Source organism: Leucobacter sp. G161 (assembly GCF_001482305.1).
Taxonomy (GTDB): domain Bacteria; phylum Actinomycetota; class Actinomycetes; order Actinomycetales; family Microbacteriaceae; genus Leucobacter.
In genome coordinates this window covers 42,935-64,579 of sequence record NZ_LOHP01000052.1, presented here as the reverse complement: position 1 = coordinate 64,579, position 21,645 = coordinate 42,935, and the positions used below count along the sequence as shown (strand labels likewise).

At 68.7% G+C, this 21,645-nt stretch carries 21 protein-coding genes; 10 read left to right on the top strand and 11 right to left on the bottom strand.

The genetic code is table 11. The features are described 5' to 3' along the window. Positions 1–1,763 (top strand): cation-translocating P-type ATPase (locus AUL38_RS05775; protein ID WP_059059988.1); only part of this gene is annotated, 1,763 nt, incomplete at its 5' end. A 190-nt stretch (positions 1,764–1,953) separates the two neighbouring features. Here AUL38_RS05775 and AUL38_RS05770 read toward each other — a convergent pair. Next, on the bottom strand, positions 1,954–2,547 hold the full coding sequence (locus AUL38_RS05770; protein WP_059059987.1) for a MarR family winged helix-turn-helix transcriptional regulator: 594 nt from the start codon (positions 2,545–2,547) through the stop codon (positions 1,954–1,956). A 187-nt stretch (positions 2,548–2,734) separates the two neighbouring features. Between AUL38_RS05770 and AUL38_RS05765 the strand changes: the two genes are divergently transcribed. Together AUL38_RS05765 and AUL38_RS05760 are read left to right on the top strand one after the other, a co-directional pair. Beyond that, a complete protein-coding gene (locus tag AUL38_RS05765; RefSeq protein ID WP_201023691.1) occupies positions 2,735–4,894 on the top strand; it encodes an efflux RND transporter permease subunit in 2,160 nt (719 codons plus the stop codon). 132 nt (positions 4,895–5,026) lie between these two features. Then, the gene (locus AUL38_RS05760) at positions 5,027–5,569 is read left to right on the top strand and encodes a GNAT family N-acetyltransferase (protein ID WP_059059986.1); all 543 of its coding nucleotides are present in this window, start codon (positions 5,027–5,029) and stop codon (positions 5,567–5,569) included. A gap of 58 nt (positions 5,570–5,627) precedes the next feature. On the opposite strand, the gene AUL38_RS05755 is transcribed toward AUL38_RS05760, so the two are convergent. Beyond that, positions 5,628–6,866: an MFS transporter gene (locus tag AUL38_RS05755; protein WP_059059985.1), complete on the bottom strand. Its 1,239-nt coding sequence runs from the start codon at positions 6,864–6,866 to the stop codon at positions 5,628–5,630. Positions 6,867–7,045: 179 nt separating this feature from the next. Next, entirely contained in the window at positions 7,046–8,455 is a 1,410-nt protein-coding gene (locus AUL38_RS05750; protein WP_059059984.1) for a PLP-dependent aminotransferase family protein, read from the bottom strand. Between AUL38_RS05750 and AUL38_RS05745 the strand changes: the two genes are divergently transcribed. The 4 genes from AUL38_RS05745 to AUL38_RS05730 are packed head-to-tail and all read left to right on the top strand — an operon-like array spanning position 8,454 to position 11,656. Beyond that, on the top strand, positions 8,454–9,461 hold the full coding sequence (locus AUL38_RS05745; protein ID WP_083506634.1) for a DMT family transporter: 1,008 nt from the start codon (positions 8,454–8,456) through the stop codon (positions 9,459–9,461). The two genes, AUL38_RS05750 and AUL38_RS05745, sit on opposite strands and share 2 nt — an antisense overlap. Next, positions 9,458–10,366, top strand: coding sequence for a dihydrodipicolinate synthase family protein (locus AUL38_RS05740; protein WP_059059979.1), 909 nt, complete (start codon positions 9,458–9,460; stop codon positions 10,364–10,366). Before AUL38_RS05745 ends, AUL38_RS05740 begins: the two co-directional genes overlap by 4 nt. Positions 10,367–10,408: 42 nt before the next feature. Beyond that, positions 10,409–11,080, top strand: a complete 672-nt coding sequence (locus AUL38_RS05735; RefSeq protein ID WP_059059977.1) for an HAD family phosphatase — start codon at positions 10,409–10,411, stop codon at positions 11,078–11,080. 36 nt (positions 11,081–11,116) lie between these two features. Then, complete coding sequence (locus tag AUL38_RS05730; protein ID WP_059059975.1) at positions 11,117–11,656, top strand: YaeQ family protein; 540 nt, start codon at positions 11,117–11,119, stop codon at positions 11,654–11,656. Between the two features lie 87 nt (positions 11,657–11,743). Here the strand turns inward: AUL38_RS05730 and AUL38_RS05725 are convergent, their stop codons facing one another. The 5 genes from AUL38_RS05725 to AUL38_RS05705 all read right to left on the bottom strand — a co-directional run bounded on the left by AUL38_RS05725 (position 11,744) and on the right by AUL38_RS05705 (position 16,943). After that, positions 11,744–12,499, bottom strand: a complete 756-nt coding sequence (locus tag AUL38_RS05725) for an enoyl-CoA hydratase/isomerase family protein (protein WP_059059974.1) — start codon at positions 12,497–12,499, stop codon at positions 11,744–11,746. A 73-nt stretch (positions 12,500–12,572) separates the two neighbouring features. Beyond that, entirely contained in the window at positions 12,573–13,922 is a 1,350-nt protein-coding gene (locus tag AUL38_RS05720) for a dihydrolipoamide acetyltransferase family protein (protein WP_059059972.1), read from the bottom strand. Positions 13,923–13,949: 27 nt separating this feature from the next. Continuing rightward, a complete protein-coding gene (locus AUL38_RS05715; RefSeq protein ID WP_059059970.1) occupies positions 13,950–14,942 on the bottom strand; it encodes an alpha-ketoacid dehydrogenase subunit beta in 993 nt (330 codons plus the stop codon). Further along, complete coding sequence (locus AUL38_RS05710; protein WP_059059968.1) at positions 14,939–16,102, bottom strand: thiamine pyrophosphate-dependent enzyme; 1,164 nt, start codon at positions 16,100–16,102, stop codon at positions 14,939–14,941. Before AUL38_RS05710 ends, AUL38_RS05715 begins: the two co-directional genes overlap by 4 nt. Positions 16,103–16,346: 244 nt before the next feature. Next, a complete protein-coding gene (locus AUL38_RS05705) occupies positions 16,347–16,943 on the bottom strand; it encodes a TetR/AcrR family transcriptional regulator (RefSeq protein ID WP_059059966.1) in 597 nt (198 codons plus the stop codon). Positions 16,944–17,037: 94 nt separating this feature from the next. On the opposite strand from AUL38_RS05705, the gene AUL38_RS05700 reads away from it, so the two are divergent. Both AUL38_RS05700 and AUL38_RS05695 read left to right on the top strand, forming a co-directional pair. Further along, complete coding sequence (locus AUL38_RS05700; RefSeq protein ID WP_059059963.1) at positions 17,038–18,072, top strand: LLM class oxidoreductase; 1,035 nt, start codon at positions 17,038–17,040, stop codon at positions 18,070–18,072. A gap of 8 nt (positions 18,073–18,080) precedes the next feature. After that, the gene (locus AUL38_RS05695; RefSeq protein ID WP_059059961.1) at positions 18,081–18,587 is read left to right on the top strand and encodes a flavin reductase family protein; all 507 of its coding nucleotides are present in this window, start codon (positions 18,081–18,083) and stop codon (positions 18,585–18,587) included. A 190-nt stretch (positions 18,588–18,777) separates the two neighbouring features. On the opposite strand, the gene AUL38_RS05690 is transcribed toward AUL38_RS05695, so the two are convergent. Then, on the bottom strand, positions 18,778–19,188 hold the full coding sequence (locus AUL38_RS05690; RefSeq protein WP_083506633.1) for a low molecular weight phosphatase family protein: 411 nt from the start codon (positions 19,186–19,188) through the stop codon (positions 18,778–18,780). Continuing rightward, positions 19,185–19,502 carry a metalloregulator ArsR/SmtB family transcription factor gene (locus AUL38_RS05685; protein WP_083506632.1) on the bottom strand — a complete coding sequence of 106 codons (318 nt, stop codon included), beginning with the start codon at positions 19,500–19,502 and terminating at the stop codon, positions 19,185–19,187. Before AUL38_RS05685 ends, AUL38_RS05690 begins: the two co-directional genes overlap by 4 nt. 111 nt (positions 19,503–19,613) lie before the next feature. On the opposite strand from AUL38_RS05685, the gene AUL38_RS05680 reads away from it, so the two are divergent. Further along, positions 19,614–20,888, top strand: coding sequence for an FAD-dependent oxidoreductase (locus AUL38_RS05680; protein ID WP_059059959.1), 1,275 nt, complete (start codon positions 19,614–19,616; stop codon positions 20,886–20,888). A gap of 18 nt (positions 20,889–20,906) precedes the next feature. On the opposite strand, the gene AUL38_RS05675 is transcribed toward AUL38_RS05680, so the two are convergent. Next, positions 20,907–21,581, bottom strand: a complete 675-nt coding sequence (locus tag AUL38_RS05675; protein WP_059059957.1) for a TetR/AcrR family transcriptional regulator — start codon at positions 21,579–21,581, stop codon at positions 20,907–20,909. Between the last annotated feature and the right edge of the window lie 64 nt (positions 21,582–21,645).

The window sequence follows — 21,645 nt, the reverse complement described above, 5'->3', positions numbered from 1 at the left end:
CCGGCACCGCGGCCCTCGCCGCGTACTGGGCGGGCCTGCTGCTCGGCGCGGCAACCTTCGTGCCCGGCGCGCTCACGCGCTTGTTCGTGCGCCGGAAGCTCGGCATCGGGCTCCTCATGACGATCAGCGCGGTCGGCGCGGTGCTGCTCGGCTACGTGCAGGAGGCCGCGGCGCTCGCGTTCCTCTACGCGATCGCCGAGGCGCTTGAGGATCGTGCGATGGATCGCGCCCGCGGCGGACTGCGCTCGCTCCTCGAGCTCGTGCCCGACACCGCGACGGTACTTGTCGGAGGCTCGCGCACACCCGTGCCCGCCCGGGAGCTCACGGCCGGGCAGCTGCTCGTGCTCAGCCCCGGCGAGCGGCTCGCGACCGACGGGGTGGTCGCGAGCGGCTCCTCCGCGCTCGACACCTCCGCGATCACGGGCGAGTCGATCCCGGTCGCGGTCGCGCCGGGCGACCCTGTCTCCGCGGGATCCATCAACACCTCAGCGGTGCTTGAGATCACCACGACCGCCGCGGGCACCGACAACTCCCTCACCGCGATCGTCGACCTCGTCGAGCAGGCGCAGGCCGTGAAGGGCGACCGCGCGCGGCTCGCGGACCGTATCGCTAGGCCCCTCGTGCCCGGCGTGCTGCTCCTCGCGCTCGCCGTCGGCGTCATCGGCTCGCTGCTCGGCGACCCCGAAACCTGGATCACGCGCGCCCTCGTCGTACTCGTCGCTGCCTCGCCATGCGCGCTCGCGATCGCGGTCCCCGTTACCGTCGTCTCGGCGATCGGCGGGGCGAGCCGCTTCGGAGTCGTCATCAAGAGCGGGGCGGCGTTCGAGCGGCTCGGCACGATCCGCCACGTCGCCTTTGACAAGACCGGCACGCTCACCCGCAATACGCCCGAGGTGACTGCCGTCGTCACCTCTCCGGGCCTGCTCGAGCGCGAGGTGCTCGCGCTCGCGGCGGCGGTCGAGCAGCACTCGACGCACCCGCTCGCGGCAGCGATCCTCAGAGCCTCGCCGACGCCGACGCCGGCTCAGGCGACTGGCGTCGCCGAGCTCGCCGGGAGCGGCATGACCGGAGAGGTCGCTGGCGGCATCATCACCGTCGGCAGCCCACGCTGGATCGCGCCGGGTCCCCTCACCGCCGACGTCGCCGCGCTCGAGGCGACCGGGCAGACCGTCATCATCGTGGCGCGCGACGGCGAGGTGCTCGGCGCGATCGGGGTGCGCGACGAGCTGCGCGCTGAGGCAGCCGAGACCGTGCGCGCGCTGCACGAACAGGGCATCGCCGTGTCGATGCTCACGGGCGACAACGCCCGCACCGCGCACGCCCTTGCGGCTGACGCGGGCATCGCAGACGTGCACGCGGAGCTGCGGCCGGAGGACAAAGCGCGGCTGGTGGCAGAGTTCGCGCTCTCCGCCCCGACCGCGATGATCGGCGACGGCATCAACGACGCCCCCGCGCTCGCTGGTGCCACGGTCGGGATCGCGATGGGCGCGACCGGCTCAGACGCAGCGATCGAGTCCGCCGACGTTGCGTGCACGGGCCACGACCTCAGACTCTTACCTGACGCGCTCGCGCATGCCAGGAAGGGACATCGGATCATAACGCAGAACGTCGGGCTGTCGCTCGCGATCATTGCGGTACTCGTACCGCTCGCTGTGACCGGGGTGCTGAGTTTCGCAGCGGTCGTGCTCGTGCATGAGCTCGCGGAGGTCGTGATTATCGCGAACGGCTTGCGGGCGGCACGTACCCCAAAGCAGCGCTGGTAGTGGTGGAGGCGCTGCGCCGCCGTGACGACTCACCATACCTGGATCGTTCAGCAGACATGTCCTCAGCGAAGTCATGAGTGATCGGCAGCAAAAAACTCCTGACCTCGCTGAGGTCATGGCATTTGAGCACTCTCATCGCTGCGATCTACATCTTCAAGCGTGAAGAGCCACCTGGAGGTCCGGGCGGCTGCTAGGCGTCGTGCTGAGCGGGCCAGTCCTCGGTGCCGACCGTGATCTCCGCGGCCATGTCGTCGAGGAAGCGGATCACGACCTCCCGCTCGGCTGCCGTGAGCCTGGCGGCGGCGTGAAAGCGCTTCGCCTGTTGCCTCCCGACGGTGTTCCGCGCGACCTCGTGCGTCTCCGGTGTGATCGAGATGGTGAGCGCGCGCCGGTCGGTGGGGTGCGCACTCCGCACAATGTGGCCGCCGCGCTCGAGCCTGTCGAGCAGCTTCGTCGTGGAAGCGCTGGAGATCTTCAGGTGCGCGGCGATCGCCCCCGGGGTTGCGAGGTCGCCTCGGTTAGCCGCCACGATAAGGAAGTGCAGCGCGCGCATGTCGGTCTCATTGAGCCTCATATATTTGAGCGAGGCCTCCGACAGCTCCTGCTCGGCCTCGCGAAGTCTGCCGAGGGCGCCCATGAGCAAGCCGATGTGTTGCACCTGGGCCGCGTCGAGACCGCCGCGATCGACGAGGGTGCCCGAGGGGTCGCTCGCGTCGAGATCGTAGACGTTCGTCGCCTGCGGCTCCCGCTCGCCGGGATCCGACCCGTCGTGACTCGCTTGCATGGAACGATTCTAGCCGCAGCGATTGCTTCAAGCCTGACTATCTATACCATGTGGATGTTTCTTGCTAAGCTAGCTACATTCTGTTCTGGACAATGGGAGACATCACGTGAATCCAAAACATGCCGATGCGCCGAGCACTTCGGCCGCGGAGACCACGCGCGGCCGCCTGCCGAAGTGGCTCCGGATCCTGCTCCCCGCCCTCCTCATCCTCGTCTGGTTCGCGGGTGCCGGCATCGGCGGCCCCTACTTCGGCAAAGTGAGCGAGGTCTCGTCGAACGACCCGACAGCGTATCTGCCCGAGTCCGCGGACGCGACCCAGGTGCGCAAGCTCCTCACCGAGTTCAATGACAGCGACACCATCCCGGCGATCGTCGTCTTCGCGAGCGAAGACGAGCTCACCGACGCGGACCTTGCCAGCATCGGGGCGCAGCTCGAGCAGCTTTCCGCTGGTGACGGCGGCAGCGCGGCAGACGGCGGGACCATCGACGGCATCGCCACAGGCATCTCCCCCGCGCTCCCGTCAGACGACGGGAAGGCCGTGCAGGCGTTCGTACCCATCGACGCGAACGCCGACATCAGCGACGTGGTTGGGGCGCTCGGCGACTCGCTCCGCTCCGCGGCTCCCCCCGGCGTCTCCGTCTACGTCACGGGCCCCGCGGGGTTCAGCTCCGACCTTTCGGCGGCGTTCTCGGGCATCGACGGGCTGCTGCTCGGCGTCGCCCTGATCGCGGTGTTCATCATCCTCATCATCGTCTACCGCTCCCTCCTCCTGCCGGTCGCCGTGCTCTCGACGAGCCTGTTCGCGCTCTGCGTCGCGCTGCTCACGGTGTGGTGGCTCGCGAAGGCCGGCGTGATCCTCCTCAGCGGCCAGACGCAGGGCATTCTGTTCATCCTGGTGATCGGTGCCGCGACCGACTACTCACTGCTCTACGTCTCGCGCTTCCGGGAGGAGCTGCGCGTGACCACCGACAAGTGGCAGGCCACGATGCGAGCCGTGCGCGGCTCCTTCGAGCCGATCGTCGCTTCCGGCGGCACCGTCATCGCCGGCCTCCTCTGCCTGCTGCTCAGCGACCTGAAGTCGAACAGCACGCTCGGCCCGGTCGCCGCGATCGGCATCGTCTTCGCGATGCTCGCGGCGCTCACGCTGCTGCCCGCGCTGCTCTTCGCGTTCGGCCGTGCCGCCTTCTGGCCGCGCCGCCCGAAGTTCGAGCCCGAGGTCGTCGAGGCCGAACACGGCATGCCGACCGGCGGCGTGTGGAGCAAGTTTGCCGCGCTCATCAAGCGAAGGCCGCGCGCGATCTGGGTGACGACCGCCATCGTCCTCGCCGTCGGCGCCCTCGGCGTGACGCAGCTCAACGCGGTCGGCGTGCCGCAGTCGGATCTCGTCATCGGGGCCTCCGAGGCACGCGACGGCCAGGCCGCGCTCGGCGGGCACTTCCCGGGCGGATCGGGCAGCCCTGCCCAGATCCTCGTCCCCGAGAGCGATCTGCAGACCGCGGCCGACGTACTGCTCGGCCATTCGGGCATCGACGGCGTGTCAGTCATGTCGCAGGACTCCCCGAGCGGCTCGGCCCCCGTCACCGCGGACGGCATCTCCGCGTTCGGCCCACCCGGGACTCCCGCGCCAGCGCCGACCGTGGTCGACGGCAAGGTCATGCTGCAGGCGACGCTCACCGCGGCGGCTGACTCGGACGCGGCGGCCGACACTGTGCGCACGCTGCGTGCGAAACTCTCCGATGCCGTGCCCGGCGCGCTCGTCGGCGGGGTGACCGCGACCGCGATCGACACGAACACCGCGTCGATCCACGACCGCAACCTCATCATCCCGGTCGTGCTCGCGGTGATTCTTGTCATTCTCATGCTGCTGCTGCGCAGCGTCGTCGCGCCGATCCTGCTCGTGCTCACGACCGTGCTGTCGTTCGGCACCGCCCTCGGCGTCTCCGCGCTCGTGTTCAACGGGATCTTCCAGTTCCCCGGCGCAGACCCGGCCGTGCCGCTGTTCGGGTTCATCTTCCTCGTCGCGCTCGGCATCGACTACAACATCTTCCTCATGACCCGCGTGCGCGAGGAATCGGTGAAGCACGGCACGCGCGAGGGGATCCTCCGGGGGCTGACGATCACTGGCGGCGTCATCACCTCGGCGGGACTCGTGCTCGCGGCGACGTTCGCGGCGCTCGCGGTGATCCCGATCCTGTTCCTCGTGCAGATCGCGTTCATCGTCGCGTTCGGCGTCTTGATCGACACGTTCATCGTGCGTTCGCTGCTCGTGCCGGCACTGGGCTACGACATCGGCCGGAAGATCTGGTGGCCGTCGAAGCTGGCGAAGGCTCCCAAGGTCGCCGAGTAGCCTCGCGCCCGGGCCGCCCCCACGCCCCCATGCCCCGTTTAATCTAGTCCGACCCTTATCGGCCCCAAGAAAGGGGCGGACTAGATTAAACGGGGCATGGAGGATGCTGCCGAGCTGTGAGATATTGGGATCATGCTCGACCAGACGAGACTCCCCGTCGCAGACGAACGGGTACGACTGCGGCCGCTGCGGGCCAGCGACGCTACAGGGTACACCACCGGATCGGCCGACGCAGATGTCCGGAGTTACGCTCACCTGCCCGAACCGGAGTACACCCCTGAGTCCGTGCGCCGCATGATCGAGCGCGATGCAGCCCCCGGGCTCGAACGGGGCGACCTCGCGGTGCTGGCAATCGCAGAGGCGGAAAGCGACGCGTTCGCGGGGAGCCTCGTGATCTTCGACGTCTCGGCAGACGGGGCGGAGGTCGGCTTTTGGCTGCACCCCGAGGCGCGGGGCAAGGGGTACGCCAGCGCTGCGCTCTCGCTCGCGGCGGAGTTCGCCCGGACGTCTGGGCTGCGGACGCTCACCGCGCGCACCGTCCCCGACAACATCGGCTCCCAGCGGGTGCTCGGTGCCGCGGGCTTCGAGCAGGGAGGGTCGGAAGCCGGGATCACACCGTCGGGGCAGCGCGTCGAGCTCATGCACTACGCACTGCAGCTGCGCGACCGGGCGTAGCCCCCAACTGCTCGACAGGGCCTAGTGGCGGGACCGGACGTGGCCGAACGCGGGCTTCTCACCCCTCCGGTGTCGGTGCCTCTCGCACCTCCCTGAACCGTGGGTGGGTGAACACAAAAAGCGCGACGATCGCCATGAGCACCCCGCTCACGATCACGGGGAGCAGCGGCCAGACGCCGTAGAGCGCGGTGCTCAGGGCGGGCGCGATGACGAAGGTCAGGCCGTTCGTTGCGCCGATGAGGCCGGCGAGGCCGCCCTGCTCGTCGTTGCGCATGAGCAGTGTGGGGCCTGCCGTGTAGCCCGGGGTCGCGATGCCGAGACCGAAGCCCACGAGCACCGTTCCCACCATGAGCAGCGTGAGCCCGGCGTCGGGGGCGAGGACCGCGAAGCCCGCGACCGCGATCGTCGACCCGACACGGAGCAGCACCGCGGGAGACCAGCCCGAGCGCGGCACGACAACCGCCTGCGCGAAGACCATGCCGATGCCTGCGACGAGCAGCACTCCGCCCGTGGTGAGCGCGGTCATGCGGCCGTCAAGCCCGAGACGATCCTGCACGATGAAGCCGATGATGATCTGGAAGAAGCCGAGCGCCGTGAACATGCCAAATCCCGCGATGAGAAACGGCCACACTCGTGAGTCCGTTGGGCGCACGCGGGCGGGATGCTCGATGAGCTCGCGTTGCGGCTCGGGCCGCAAGCTCACCATCGTGACGAGCGCGGCGAGCGCGAGCAGCGCGGGAATGACAATGAGCGGCACCAGCAGCCCGAAGCTGGCAAGCGCTCCCCCGACGATCGCGCCCGCGATCATCGCAACGCCCTGCACCGCCCCGACACCGGCCATGCCGCGCACCCGAGTTTCCTCGGTGTCGGTCACCCTCGCGATGTAGGTTTGCGCGGTCGGCGCGACCGCGGAAATCGCGAGCCCGAAGCCGACACCACGCAGCAGCACGAACAGCACGAAGAGGGCGGTGCCGACGACGACACCGCGTATTCCGAGCGCGGCCGCCCACGCGAACAGCGCCATCGTGGCGGCGCCGAGGAGCAACGCGCTCGTGAGCACGGGCTTGGTGCCGTGTGTCTGCGCGCGCCGGCCCCAGAACTGACTCGCGATCACCACCATGATCGCGGCCGCGCTCACCGTCGCGCCAATCTGCCACTCCGCAAGCCCCACTTCTCGAGCGATCGGGGCGATGATTGGGCTGAGCGTCATCTGCGCGAGGTAGACGAGAAAGACGAGGGCGAGGAGCAGCGGCACCTGGGTGCGGGGTGTGGCGGTGCTGGCGGCCTGCTCGGTCATGACGGTTCCTCGTCTCGTTCGCGACACTGGCAACGTCGGCCGGCCAGCCCAGAGCGTCACAGCGACCCGAGGGTGCGGGGCGCAGAGAAGACACCGACACGACAGCGCGACACGTAATGCGCATTCATCAGACGAATGGTAGCACGCGGAGTGCCGTCCCGCACGGGGTTCCCGAGGTCTCAGCCCTGTCGCCCCAGCGCATTCCCGAGCACTTGGGCGGCCGCGGGGAACGCGCCGGGGTTCGGGCCCGAGAAGTTCAGCCTGATGTAGTTTCCGGCTGGCTCGGCCGGAAACCACTCGGAACCGGGCGTGATGAGCACCCCGTCGTCTTCACAGGCCCGCACGAGGCCCGGCAGGTCAACCGCGTCCGGGAGCTGCAGCCAGAGGTTCAGGCCACCGCGCGGAACCGCGGCGAGATGCGCGGAAGGGGCGTGCTCGGCGAGGCTGTCGATGAGCAGGTCGCGGCGGGCCCGCAATTGCTGCCTGAGCCCCCGAAGATGCGTGCCCCAGGCCGGTTGGGTAACGATATCGTGGGCAGCCGCCTGCAGGATGCCACTCACGTACATCGAGGAGGCGCCCCGGTCGGCAAGGATCCGCTCTCGTGCCGGGCCGCGCGCAATGACACCCGCGACTCTGATCGCTGGCGAGACACTCTTCGTGAGCGATCGCAGGTAGACCACGTGCCCCGCGTCGTCGAGCGCAGCGAGTGGGCTGGCATCGGAGGTGATGCCGAAGTCGTGGGCCCAGTCGTCTTCGACAAGGAACGCGCCGTGGGCACGGACAACATCAAGAATCTGCCTCGCCCGCTCCGGCGACCACTGCGCACCGGTCGGGTTCGCGTACGTTGGCTGCGCGTAGAAGACGCGCGCGCCCGTTTCGCCGAAGGCCCGGCCGAGATCGGCGGGGTCTGGGCCGTGTGGCCCGCTCGCGACCGGCACGAGCCGCACGCCCGCCTGCGCCGCCGCGAGGATCGCCCCCCAGTAGGTCGGCGACTCGACGAGCAGCGGTTGGCCCGCGGTCACGAGCGCGCGGAAGGTCGAACTCAGGCCGCTCTGACTCCCGGGCAGCACGATGACGTCACTCGCCGCGGGCGGCGTCACCCCCACCGGTGTCGCCTGCGCGAGCTCGCCAGCGAACCAGGTCTGCAGCTCGGGCAGGCCCGACACCGGCGAGCGCGTGACCGCCGCGTCGCTACGGCCGGCCCGGGTGAGCGCGGCGCGGATGAGGCGCTCGGGCAGCAGCTCCCTATCCGGGTAGCCAGCGTGCAGCGCGATGGCACCGTGCGGGGTGGGGCGCATCGTCACGGATGCGTCGGGGAGCCGGTGCTGCGGCGAGCGCAGCGCCGAGGTCTGCCAGCCGAAGTCAAGGGGGCGGGCCGTGCGGACGGTGCGCACGAAGGTGCCGACGCCGGGGCGGGTCTCGATGAGGCCGCGCGCGCTCAGGGTGCGCAACGCCTTCTGCACGGTGACCGGGCTAGCCTCGTACTCGGCGACGAGGGCGCGGGTTGCCGGGAGCTTCGCCCCCGCTGGGGCGCGGGCGATCCAGTCAAGGAGGCCCGCAACAATTCGCGAACTGCTATCATCGTTCATGAGACAACATAGTAGCGCTACTGTATCTGCGAGCGATGCGATATCTTCACCACGGAGCAGACTGTGGTGGGGCCTGCTCGGGGTGCTCGCGTTCTCGTTCACCGTGCCGTTCACCCGGGTTGCCGTTGCCGGCCTGTCGCCGCTGTTTATCGGCTCGGGTCGTGCCGTCGTTGCCGCCCTCCTCGCCGCACTCGCACTCGTTCTCACCAGGCAACGCCTCCCCCACGGCACGCAGTGGCTGCGGCTCGCCGTGGTCGCTGCCGGGGTGGTCGTCGGGTTCCCACTGCTCACCTCGCTCGCGCTCACCACCGCCTCGGCGAGCCACGGTGCCGTCGTGATCGCGCTGCTCCCCGCGGCCACCGCAGTGATGGCGGTGCTGCGCACCGGCGAGCGCCCCGGGCGACCGTTCTGGATCGCTGCTGCACTCGGCGCAATCGTCGCCGTTGCGTTCGCAGCGCTCCAGGGCGGCGGCTTCGGCGGGCTGTCCTGGCACGATCTGCTGCTGTTCGGCGCGGTGCTCGCGGCTGCGGTCGGCTATGCGGAGGGCGGACTGCTCGCGCGGGAGCTCGGCGCCTGGCAGACAATCTCGTGGGCGCTCGTCGTCGCATCCCCGCTCATGCTCGCCCTCACCGGGTTCGCGGTCGCGCAGCAGCTGCCGAGCGCGACTCAGGCGCAGTGGGCGGCGTTCGGCTACCTCGCCGTCGTGAGCATGTTCCTCGGGTTCTTCGCCTGGTATCGCGGCCTCGAGATCGGCCCGATGGCGCAGGTGAGCCAGGTGCAGCTCGTGCAACCGGTGTTCACGCTCGTGTGGGCGGCGATGCTGCTGCGCGAACCCGTCGGCTGGCTGACCGCGCTCGGAGCGCTCGCCGTCATCGCCTGCGCCGCGCTCGCGGTGCGCACCCGCACACGCCGCACCAGCACCAGCCGCACCAGCGCCCGCCACTCCAGCACCCACCGCTCCAGCACCCACCGCACCCCCGTTTCACTCCCCGAAAGGCAGTCATGAACTTCACCGGCCTGAGCGCGTTCCCGCTCACCCCCATCACCGACGACGGCATCGACGAGCGCAGCTACACGAGCATCATCGAACGCATCGCAGCGGCCGGTGTCGAATCCATCACCGCGCTCGGTTCGACCGGTGGGTACGCCTACCTGTCGCGGGCCGAGCGCTCCCGCGTCGCGGATCTCAGCGTCGCGCACGCCGGCGAGACGCCGGTCATCATCGGCGTGAGCGTGATCCGCACCCGCGAAGTGCTTGCCCACGTCGAGGACGCGCAGCGCGCTGGAGCCGCAGCCGTGCTCCTCGCTCCGATGACGTACCAGCCACTCACCCAAGACGAGGCGTTTGGTCTGTTCGAGACCGTCAACGCCGAGCTGTCGGTGCCACTCGTCGTCTACGACAACCCCGTCACTACAGGGTTCACGTTCACGGGCGAACTCCACGGACGGATCTCGGAGCTGTCCGCGGTCGCTTCGATCAAGATCCCGGCGGTGCCGACCGAGGCCACGGCCGCACGCGATCGCCTTGCGGAGTATCGCAGGCATGTGCCCCCGGCGGTGACGCTCGGCGTGAGCGGCGACTGGACGGCAGCGGCTGGCCTCCTCGCCGGCTGCGAGGCCTGGTACAGCGTCATCGCCGGGGTGCTCCCCGCGGAGAGCCTCGCGCTCACCCGCGCGGCGCTCGCGGGCGATGCCGCTACCGCGAACGCGATCTCGGATCGCTTCGCCCCGCTCTGGAAGCTGTTCGCCCGCTACGGCAGCTACCGGGTCGCTGCCGCCGTCGCCGAGGATCTCGGGATCATCGCGCCCGGCATGCTCCCTCACCCCGTGCGCGGCATCGATGCCGAGGGCCGGGGTGCGGTCGCGAGTGCGCTCTCGCACGCCGGTGTCGCGCCCGCGGGCGGTCGCTGAGGAGGCCCGTGGCGCTCAGGTCCGCGGCCTAGGCTGGGCGTCATGACACGCGACCGGGTTCCCGCCTACGATGCCGTCGTGTTCGACTGCGACGGGGTCATTGTCGACAGCGAACGCCTCGCGATCGAGGTCGAGCTGCGCATCGCCACCGACCTGGGTTGGGAGACCGACGCCGACACGCTGCGGAAGCTCTTCGTCGGCTGCTCTTCCGAGTTCTACTACGCCACGCTCGAGCAGCAGCTCGGGCGGAAGCTCGAGCCCGGGTGGGATGCCAAGTACGCGGGCTGGCTCGACGAGGCCTTCGCCGAGCGACTGCAGCCGATCCCCGGCATCGAGCAGGCGCTCGACGGCCTCGCCGTCCCCTTCGCGCTGGCTTCAAATAGCCGCAACGCGCGGATCCGTTCAAGCCTCTCAACGACCAGGCTGCTCGACCGTTTCGAGGGCCGCATCTGCAGCGCCGAAGACGAGGCGCACGGCAAACCGGCGCCCGACGTGTACCTGTCGGCAGCGCGCACGCTCGGGATCGATCCCGCGCGCTGCATCGCGGTCGATGACAGCCCGACCGGGGTGCTCGCAGCGCAACGCGCTGGCATGCTCGTGCTCGCGTTCACCGGGCACTTCGACGCCGCCGACTTCCCGCAGCACGAACGCGTGCGCTTCCTCGACGACATGCGCGACCTGCCTCGCGTCATCGAGCAGCTCCGCTTCCCGTAACGGCCTGACCGCGGTGCCACGCTAGGCTCAGTGTTCATGGCAATAGGCGCAACGATCCACGTGTTCGAGATTCAGCTGGCCGATGTGGATCGCGGGGTCTACGACGAGCTCTCGCTCCGCGTCGCCAGGCACCCCTCCGAGACGGATCGCTTCATGGTGACCCGGCTCCTCGCCTACTGCCTCGAGTACGAGGAGGGCATCACGTTCAGTGCGGGCGTCTCAACGACCGACGAGCCGGCGGTGCTCGTGCGCGACCTCACGGGCGCGGTCACCGCGTGGATCGAGGTCGGGGCGCCCGCCGCGGACCGGCTGCACTTCGGCAGCAAGCTCGCCGACCGCTCGGCCGTCTACACACACCGCGAACCCGAGAAACTGCTTGCATCGTGGGCAGGGAAGACGATCCACGAGGCCGACACGATCGTGATCCGCTCGTTCGATCCCGCGTTCATCGACGCGCTCGTCGCGACGCTCGCACGCAGGAACACGATGACCGTCTCACTCACCGAGGGACAGCTCTACGTCGACAACAACGGCGTCTCCCTCGCGACCGAAGTGCTCGAACACCGCATCCAGTAGCGCCCCGGTCGGCGGCCCCGCGCCGCGTGACACGGCACAGCAACGCCGAGGGCACCGGCAGCGAACCGCCGGCGCCCTCCGTGTGTGTTAGCGCGCGGCGAACGCCCTGATGCGCTTGTCGCCCTCTGGGCTCTGCGAGGCAACCCCGATGGTGCGGGCCTCCTCCGCGAGCTGCTCAGCGAAGCTGCGCTCGGGACGCGAGCGGATGAGCCGCTTCGCTTCGCCGTATGCGTGCGCGTTCTGCACCCAGAACGCCGCGATCGCTTCGGCGCGCGTCAGCACCTCGTCATCGGCGACCTTTTCGGCGGCGAGCCCCCAGGCCACCGCCTCATCGGCCGACAGCAGGCGCTCCTGCAGCAGCAGCTGCAGCGCACGACTCTGCCCCACTGCGGCGGCGAGCTGCGCCGAGACCGAGAGGTCGGGCGTGAGCCCGACGCCACCGTACACGCTGCCCACTCGCGAGGACTCGCCGACGACCGCGTAGTCGCTGCAGAGCAGAATGCCGAGCCCGCCACCTGCCGTGGTGCCGTGCGCTGCGGCCACGACGGGCTTCGCTGACTCGGTGAGGGCCAGGATGCCAACGTTGATGCGATGCGCCAGCTGCTGGATCATCCCACCGCGGTCATCCATCGTGGCCATGGCCTGCACGTCGCCGCCAGCGCAGAACGCACGACCCGAGGCATCGATGAGGATCGCCTGCACGTCGTCGGACTGGACGGCAGCTTCTGCCGCGACCGTCCACCCCTCCGCCATCTCGTCGTTGAACGCGTTCAGCCGTTCCGGCCGGTTCAGGGTGATTCGGGCGATCCCGCTGTCGATGGTTAGCAACACTGCTTCAGTCATACTGCGATCCTACGAGAGCGACCCGCGCAGCGGTCAACAGGAATGTACACATCCTCTTGACCGCTGCCCGAAATTAGCCGATCAGTAGTTCCGGCCGTTCAAGCGCAGCCCCGACGTCGGAGACGAAACGGCTAATGACGTCACCGTCGATGACGCGGTGATCGAAGGATCCGCCGACGGTCGTCACCATGCGCGGCTTCACCTTGCCCTTCACCACCCACGGCTTCTCCTTGATCGACCCCATCGCGACAACCGCGGTCTCTCCGCGGTTCAGGATCGGCAGACCGAAGTCGACGCCGAACACCCCCACGTTGGTGAGCGTGATCGTGCCCTGCTGCATCTCAGCGGGCTGTGTGAGACCGTCCCGTGCGCGCTGCGTGAGCGTGCCGATAGCCTCGGCGAGTTCGACGAGCGTGAGGGCCTGTGCGTCCTTGATGTTCGGGACGACGAGCCCGCGCGGGGTCGCCGCTGCGATACCGAGGTTCACGTAGTTGCGGCGGATGATCTCGTCGCCGGCCCACGCCGAATTCACCTCCGGGTTTCGCCCGAGCGCCCAGAGGATGGCCTTCGCCATGATGAGCATCGGCGAGACCCGCACGTCAGCGAAGGTGTCAGACGCCTTCATTCGCTTCACGAGCTTCATCGTGCGCGTCGCATCGACCTCGAGGAACACGGAGGTGTGTGGGGCCGTGAACTTCGATTCGACCATCGCAGCGGCGACGACCTTGCGGATTCCCTTCACCGGGATCCGTTCCTCACGCTCGCTCTGCGCCGCGCGCACGGCCGCGCCCCCTGTCTGAGGCTGCCCCGACGTGCCTCGGCCCGCGGCCGCGTGCACATCGTCACGGAGAATCTCGCCGCCCGCGCCCGAGCCGGTGAGGCCCGCGAGCGCGACTCCGAGATCCTTCGCGAGCTTGCGGACCGGGGGCTTCACGTACACCTTGCCGGGCTCCGGCGGCCCGTCGGTCGCCGGCGGCAGCGGGGCGACGAGCGGCTGGCCGCCCGCCTTCCTGCGGCTCTTCACCGTGCCGCCGGTGCCGTAGCCCACGAGCACCGCGCCCGAGTTCTCCTCGTCAGCGGCTTCGCTGGCCGCTGCGTCGGCAGCGGGCGCTTCCGCGACGGGCGCAGCAGCGGCAGGCGCAGCGCCGGCGGTAGGCGTCGCGGCGGGATCCGCTGCACCACCCTCGCCGCGCATGCGCAGAATCGGCGTGCCGACAGGCACCGTCGTTCCCGTCTCGACGAGCAGTTCTGCGATCTCGCCCTCAAACGGCGACGGGATCTCGACGAGCGATTTCTCGGTTTCGATCTCGCAGATGACCTGGTTCAAGTGCACCGTGTCGCCGGGCTGCACTGCCCAGGTCACGATCTCGGCCTCGGTGAGGCCTTCCCCAACGTCGGGGAGCACGAATTCGTTGTTACTCATGTCACACCCTCTCAGCGCAGCGCGCTGCTAGTAATTCATTGCGCGGTCGACGGCTTCAAGCACGCGATCGGCGTCGGGGAGATAGTGGCTCTCGTTCCCTGCTGGCGGGAACGGGGTGTCATAGCCTGAGACACGCAGCACCGGTGCCTCGAGCGAGAAGAAGCACCGCTCGCTCAGCGTCGCCGCGATCTCCGATCCGACGCTCGCGTTTTCCGGCGCCTCCTGTGCGACAACGACGCGGCCGGTCTTCCGCACCGATTCGACGATCGGGCCGAAGTCGACAGGCGAGATCGACCGCAGGTCGATGACCTCGGCGCTCACGCCCTCACCGGCGGCGATCTCAGCCGCCTGCAGCAGCGTCGTCACCATCGCGCCGAAGCCGATCAGTGTGACATCGGTGCCCTCGCGTGCGACGAGCGACTCGTGCAGTCCCGCGCTCGCACGGTCGAGCCGCACCTCGCCCTTCTGCCAGTACTTCGCCTTCGGCTCGAGGAAGATCACCGGATCCTCGGAGGCGATCGCCTGTTGGATCATCCAGTAGGCGTCGTTCGCGTTCGCCGGGCTCACCACGCGCAGACCCGAGGTGTGCGCGAAGTATGCCTCGGGGCTCTCCTGGTGATGCTCGACCGCACCAATGTGACCGCCGTACGGGAGCCGAAGCACGACCGGCAGATTCATGGTGCCAGCGGAGCGGCTGTGCAGCTTCGCGAGCTGGGTGACGATCTGGTTGATCGCCGGGAACACGAAGCCGTCGAACTGGATTTCTGCGACGGGGCGGAAGCCGCCCATCGCGAGACCGATCGAGGAGCCGAGGATCCCAGCTTCGGCGAGCGGAGTATCGAGTACGCGAGCAGTCCCGAAGTCCTTCGCGAGTCCCTCCGTCACGCGGAAGACGCCGCCGAGCGACGCAATATCTTGCCCGAGGAGCACGACCGAGTCGTCCCCGGCGAGCGCCTCGCGCAGGCCGGCGTTGATGGCACGTGCGATGGCGAGCGATGTGGTCTGTGCTGTCTGGCTCATGAGGTCTCCTCCCCGGCGAACGATGCTTCGTATGCTGCGAGCCAGGCGCGCTGCTCGTCGATCCGCGGGTGCGGTTCGGCGTACACGTGTGCGAACATTTCGTCCGGCTGCGTGGCGGGCAGCGCGAGGATCTCCTCGCGAACGGTGCGGGCGTGAGCCGCGGCTTCTTCGTCGATCTGCGTGATTGTCTCGTCGGTGACGCCGCGCTGCCGCAGGTAGCCTGCGATGCGGCGGAGCGGATCCTTCAACTTCCAGCTCTCGAGTTCTTCGTTCTCGCGGTAGCGGGTCGGGTCGTCGCTCGTCGTGTGCGCGCCGATCCGGTAGGTGAGCGCTTCGATGTAGCCCGGGCCCCTCCCCTCGCGGGCATCACGCATAAACTTGCGTCCGACCGCGTATGCGGCGAGCGCGTCGTTGCCGTCGATCTGCACCGACGGGATGCCGAAGCCGAGGGCCCGGCGATAGATCGGCGTGCGGCTCTGCCTGGCGACCGGAACGGAAATCGCGTACTGGTTGTTCTGCACAACAAAGACGACTGGCGACTGGTAGCTCTGCGCGAAGACGAGTGCTTCGTTGGCCTCGCCCTGGCTCGTGGTGCCGTCGCCGTAGAAGCACATGACGGCCCGATCTGTCGGGGTGCCAGGCTCGTTCGGATCGAGTGCGGTGTTCCCGGCCGTGCGCTTCGCGTCAAGCACCATGCTGAGCGCGACGCCCTGGGCGTGCTGTGCCTGCGCACCGAGTACAACCGTGTACAGGTGGAAGTTGCCGTGCTTCGGATCGCTCACGTCCCAGCCGCCGTGGCTGAGGCCGCGGAACTGGGCCGCGAGATCGAGCAGCGGTACGCCGCGCACGTCGGCCACGAGATGCTCGCGGTAGGTGGGGAAGAGGTGATCCTGCGGCTCGGTCGCGTACGCGAATCCTGCCTGGCAGCCCTCCTGCCCGAGATTCGGCGCCCACAGGGCGAGCTGCCCCTGCCGTTGGAGGTTGGTGCACTCGGTGTCGAATGCGCGACTTCGCGCCATCGACCGGTACCACCCCTGAATGTCCTCGAGTGTGAGATCTTCTATCTCACTCAGATACTCTGCCGCACTTTCGTTCGGCGCAAACGCGCCGTCTGCATCGAGAAACTGAATGGGTTCTGGATCAGTGATGTTGATCCCCATTTACGCTCACGCTCCTTGTTTGGAATGCTTTGGTGAATTGTGAGTACCCGTCGGTACTCTGCGCCGCGGCAACAAAGGGTCGTTGTCTTCGCCGTCGAAGCACACGCAAGGATCACTTGCAACGATCACACTATCGCGGGCCAGGGGGAAAGACCATGACCCGTTCGACCAACCTGCGTGTCGATTTTGGGCGCCACGCACAACCCCGGTGAGCTGCGCCCGAGACACGCGCGAGATGAGGGTGTCAGGCGGACTGACGGACGGCCGCTGTGAGGAGCCGGAGGTGCGTCGCAGCGATCCGCAGCGCTTCGTCGTCGCCGGCAACCCGGCTGATGAGCTCTGCGCCCTCGAGCGTGGAGAGGATCGTGCAGGCGAGGTCAGCGGCGGCGTGTGCGGGCACCCCGCCGCGCACGAGGCGCTCGGCGATGAGCGCCCGCCAGGCGTTCAGGGATTCGTCTGAGGCCTGCTGAATGAGCGGCGAGCGGCCAATGATTTCGAGGGCGGTCGCGGCGACCGGGCAACCGTCGAGCCACTCGGATTCGCGCAGCGACTCGGCGAGAACGATCGCGCAGTTCGCAACCGCGGTGTCGAGGTCATCGCTCGATTCGAGGCCGCGGCGCAGCAGCGCGGCGAAGTCTTCAGCGCCAAAGCGGAGCGCCTCGGCGGCAAGCTGTTCCTTCCCCTCGGGAAAGAAGTGGTACAGCGAGCCGTAGGTGGCGCCGGCCTCCGTGAGGATCGCCTTCACGCTCGTCGACTCATACCCCTGCCGCTGCAGCAGGGCCGCGGTCGCCGTCACGAGTCGCGCGCGGGTGTCTGGTTCGGCGGGCGCTGCGGCTGTCATGCAGCAACCATACCACCCACTAGATCGATCACTCCAGTGTGCTAGCTTCTTCTAGATCGATCGATCTAGATTGATCACTCTAGTGAAGGAAACTATGACCCACACCCCGCAGCCGTCCCCCACCACAGGCACACGCGAGTTCGCCAGCCACCCCGGCTACTCCCGCATGTTCGCGCCCGACCGGCTCACCGTCGGCCTGTTCCTCCCGCTCTGGCCGTACACCGGCGACATTGCCGAGTTTCGCGGTCACGGCGACATCATCGACGCGGTGGATCGCTCAGAGTTCGCTGCTCTCTGGGTGCGCGACGTCCCGCTCGCGGACCCGAGCTTCGGCGACGTTGGGCAGGTATTCGACCCCTGGACAACACTCGCCTGGCTCGCCGCGCGCACACGCAGCCTCTCGCTTGCTGCCGGCAGCGCCGTGCTTCCCCTCCGCCACCCCATCGACGTCGCAAAGCAGTCGGCCTCGATCGACCAGCTCTCGGGCGGCAGGCTCGTGCTCGGCGCAGCCTCGGGTGACCGGGCATCTGAGTTCCCGGCCTACGGCCTCGAGCACGCCGAGCGGGGAGCACGCTACCGCGAATCGGTGGCCTGGGTTCGAGCGCTCACCGAGCAGCTCAGACCCGAACTCGAGTCGGCCCTGGGGCGGCTCAGCGGCGGCGTCGATCTCCTCCCCAAGCCCGTCACAGGCAGCATCCCACTGCTCGTCACCGGATCCTCAGGGCAGACACCCGAGTGGATCGCCGAGCATGCCGACGGCTGGCTCACCTACCCAGGCCCCACGCACATCGCAGCAGGGCCACAGGCGCTCGGCGAGAAGCTCACCGCCTGGCGCGCACTCATCCCCGGCGGCGCGTTCAAACCGGTCGTCACCAACGAGTGGCTCGACCTCACCGAATCCCCGTCCACCCGGCCGACGCCGCTCCGATCCGGCTTCGTGCTGCGCACCGGCACCCAGGGCGTCATCGACCTGCTCGGACAGTGGCAAGACGCCGGCGTGAACCACGCGGCCCTCGGCATCCAACACGGCTCGCGCCCCGCGGCGGAAGTCGCGCAGCAGCTCATCGAGGAGGTCGCGCCGCACTTCCCGGCGGTCCACGCCGTCGTCCCGAAGCCGGCAGCCTGGTGAGCGCGGACATGGACACGACGCAGCCCCGACCCGCGACGCTCACCGCTCACTACCGCGAGACAATGAGACAGTTCCCGACGGCGGTCACGGTACTCACAACGGCTGGTCCCGATGGCCCGCATGGGATGACCGCGAGCTCACTCACATCGGTGTCACTCGACCCGCCGACGCTGCTCATCTCCCTGCAGCGCGGATCCCGGACCCGCGATCTGCTTGAGCTGGATGCGCACTTCACCATCAACCTGCTCGCGGAGACCCAAGCGGACATCGCGATGCGTTTCGCCAGAAAGCCGGGTCATGGAGCTTTCGCCGGAGCAGCATGGCAGATCTCCGAGACGACCGGAGCCGCGGTGCTCGAGACGGCGACGGCCCACATTGACTGCCGGGTGAGCGAGCGCGTCGAGGCCGCCGACCACACCCTCGTACTCGCCGAGGTCATGGCTGCCGCCACGCACGCCGGTCGGGCGGGCCCGCTTGTGCATTACAACCACGATTTCCGAGGCGTCACCTGCTAGCAGGCAGTGGGATGCTCGGCTCCCCACGCAACACACTCCCGAGCACGCGCGCGCCCTGCCCGATCTGCGCCTCCGTTGCCGCCCCAAACGAGCAGCGAAGATACGGCGTTGGCGGCTCGTTCACGAAGAAATGCCGCCCATCTCCGACGAGCACTCCGGCCGTATGCGCAACGCAGGCCCGGCACTGCTGCTATTCGAGCAGCTGCCGGAGGAGCTGCCGCACTCGCTCGTGAATGTCGTCGCGCACGAGCAGCATGCGCTCGCGCCCCCCGATCCCCCGCTCACTCGGCTCGTCGGTGTCCCACAGGTCAATGGTGACGCCGGGGATCGGGGGCACCTGCGCTTCGCGCCCGAGCACAACGACGCGACCGGCCTGCCGCATCGCCGACTCGGTGAGGAGCGTGGGCGTCTCGCCCGAGATGTCAATGCCGAGTTCGCTGAGCGTGTCAGCAGCGAGGCCGTTCACGCGAGCCCCCGGCGAAGTGCCAGCGGAGGAAACCTTGACCGCATCACCCGCTTCGAGGGCCATGAGCGCGGCCGCCATCTGCGACTTGCCACCGTTCTTCACGCACACGAAGAGCACGGCAGGCGCGGCGCTCACCTCGCAGCTCCCTGCGGAGCCACTCCGGCGAGCAGCTCGGCCGAGAGTGCGTCGACCGCACCAGGGACGAGGGAGAAGTATGCCCACACCCCTCGCTTCTCGCGCGCCAGCAGTCCGGCGTCGACGAGCACTCGGAGATGGTGGGAGACGGTGGGCTGAGTGAGACCGAGCGGTTCAGGGAGGTCGCAGACGCACACCTCGGCCTCGGGTGCGGTGGCCACGATCGAGAGGATCTGCAGCCGGTTGGGGTCGGCGAGCGCCTTGAAAGCCGCCGCAAGTCGCGCCCGATCCCCGTCGTCACGCTGCGTTGTCATTTCGGCTCCTTCCCGCACATAGCCGCAAGAAATTGACAGCCGTCTATATGAACAAGCATACTCAACTCCGTAGACATCGACACTCATCGATACGCAAGAAAGCAGCATTCTGTGACCCAGCAGCACCCAGTCCTCGTTATCGGCGCGGGCCCCATCGGCCTCGCAGCTGCAGCGCAGCTCCACGAACGCGGTGAGCCGTTTGTCGTACTCGAAGCAGGGCAGACGGCCGCCGCGGCCGTCGCCTCGTGGCAGCACGTCAGGCTCTTTTCCACCTGGCGCTACAACATTGCACCGGCCGCCCGCCGGCTCCTCGCAGCGCCCAGCTGCGCAGGCAGCGAGTGGCAGGAGCCCCGCGAGACGCGCCTCCCAACGGGGAGCGAGCTCATCGACGAGTACCTCGCGCCGCTGGCCGCGCACCCGGCCATCGCCCCGCGCCTCCGTCTCGGCCACCGCGTCACCCACGTCAGCCGGGTGACTTCCGCGGCCGAAACTGTCGACAAGACCCGCTCGACCGGGCGGGCGGCATCACTGTTCCTCGTCCGCGCTGAGACCGCGACCGGGCCCACCGACTTCACCGCACGTGCGGTGATCGATGCCTCCGGCACATGGTCAACCCCAAACCCGGTTGGACGCTCGGGCATCCCGGCGATCGGCGAGGCGGGGGCACGCGACGCTGGACTCGTTACGGGCCCACTGCCTGACGTGCTCGGTGCCGACAGATCGCAATTCGCCAGGCGGACGACGCTCGTGCTCGGTTCAGGTCATTCCGCAGCGACGACGCTTATCGCGCTCGGCAGACTCCGCCAGCAGGAGCCCGACACACGCATCCTCTGGGGCATCCGGGGCGAAGCCACCCCCGATCGCCTCTACGGGGGCGGCGCCGCCGATGAACTCCCGGCACGCGGCCAACTCGGCGCGAGCCTCCGGCGGCTCGTCGAGAGCGGCGGCGCTTCCGTGCTCGAGCACGTGTCGGTGACGGGGCTCCGTGCCGGGAACCGACTGACCGTCACCCTCGCAGATGGCCGAGAACTCCAGGTGGACAGGCTTGTGCCCGCCACCGGGTTTCGGCCCGATCTCGGGATTCTGTCCGAGCTGCGCCTCGCGCTCGACGACGCGGTCGATGCACCGCATGCCCTCGGCCCACTCATCGACCCGGAGTTCCACAGCTGCGGCACGGTGTCTGCGCACGGTGCCCGCGAGCTCGCGCACCCCGAGCCCGGGTTCTTCATTGTCGGGTCGAAGAGCTACGGCCGCGCACCGACGTTTCTGCTCGCGACCGGCTACGAACAGGTGCGATCCGTCGTCGCCGCCCTCGCAGGAGACGACGCCGAGGCTGCTGCGGTTGAGCTCACGCTTCCCCGGACAGGAGTGTGCACCGCCAGCTAGCTGGGCGGCGCAGCTCGGTTACGCCCGCTCGTCAGCGTTGTTCAGCCGCAACCATTCGTCCCAGCTTGACGGCTGCCCGCTCGGGGTCTGCCCGCTCGCAGCGAAGGCCCGGATGCCCGCGAGCACATAGTCAAGCTCACGCAGGTGAATCTCGTTGGCGCGCTCGCGCCCGACGGGCAGCGCGGGCCTGAGGTGGGTCACTGTGAGCATGAGGTCGCCTGCGCCGTACCCGGCTGGGACAAGACCGAGACCCCGATCCACAGCGATCAGCGCTTCGAGGGCGACCCTCAGGCGGTCAGCAAGCGCATCAATCTCGTCCGTGGCGCCGACCCGTCGGCCGAGGAGCGGCATGAGGGGGCCGGAGGCCTCGGTGATGTGCGTACGCAGGAAGTGCTCGATCGCGGAGTCAGGGTTGCCTGCCGTGCCGGCGGTCTTCGCGCAGTCCTCGGCGAGATCGCAAATTTTCTCGAGCACCATCACCCGAATCGCATTCACGAGCTCCGTCTTACTCGGGTATCGGCGATAGATACTCGCGACGCCGGTGTGCGCCCGGGCAGCAACCTCGGACATGGGCGCACCCCAGCCCCACTCGCTAAACGTTTCGAGGGCCGCGCGGAGGATCGCCCCGTCGTTGCTCTGCGCCTCGCGCGCGCGGCCACGGAGCGGCGCGGCATCTGGCTCGGGAGAATTCACTCTTCCAAGATACCGCCGCTTGCCTTACACTTCTATCGGAACGAACTATTCCGTTCCGATCAGT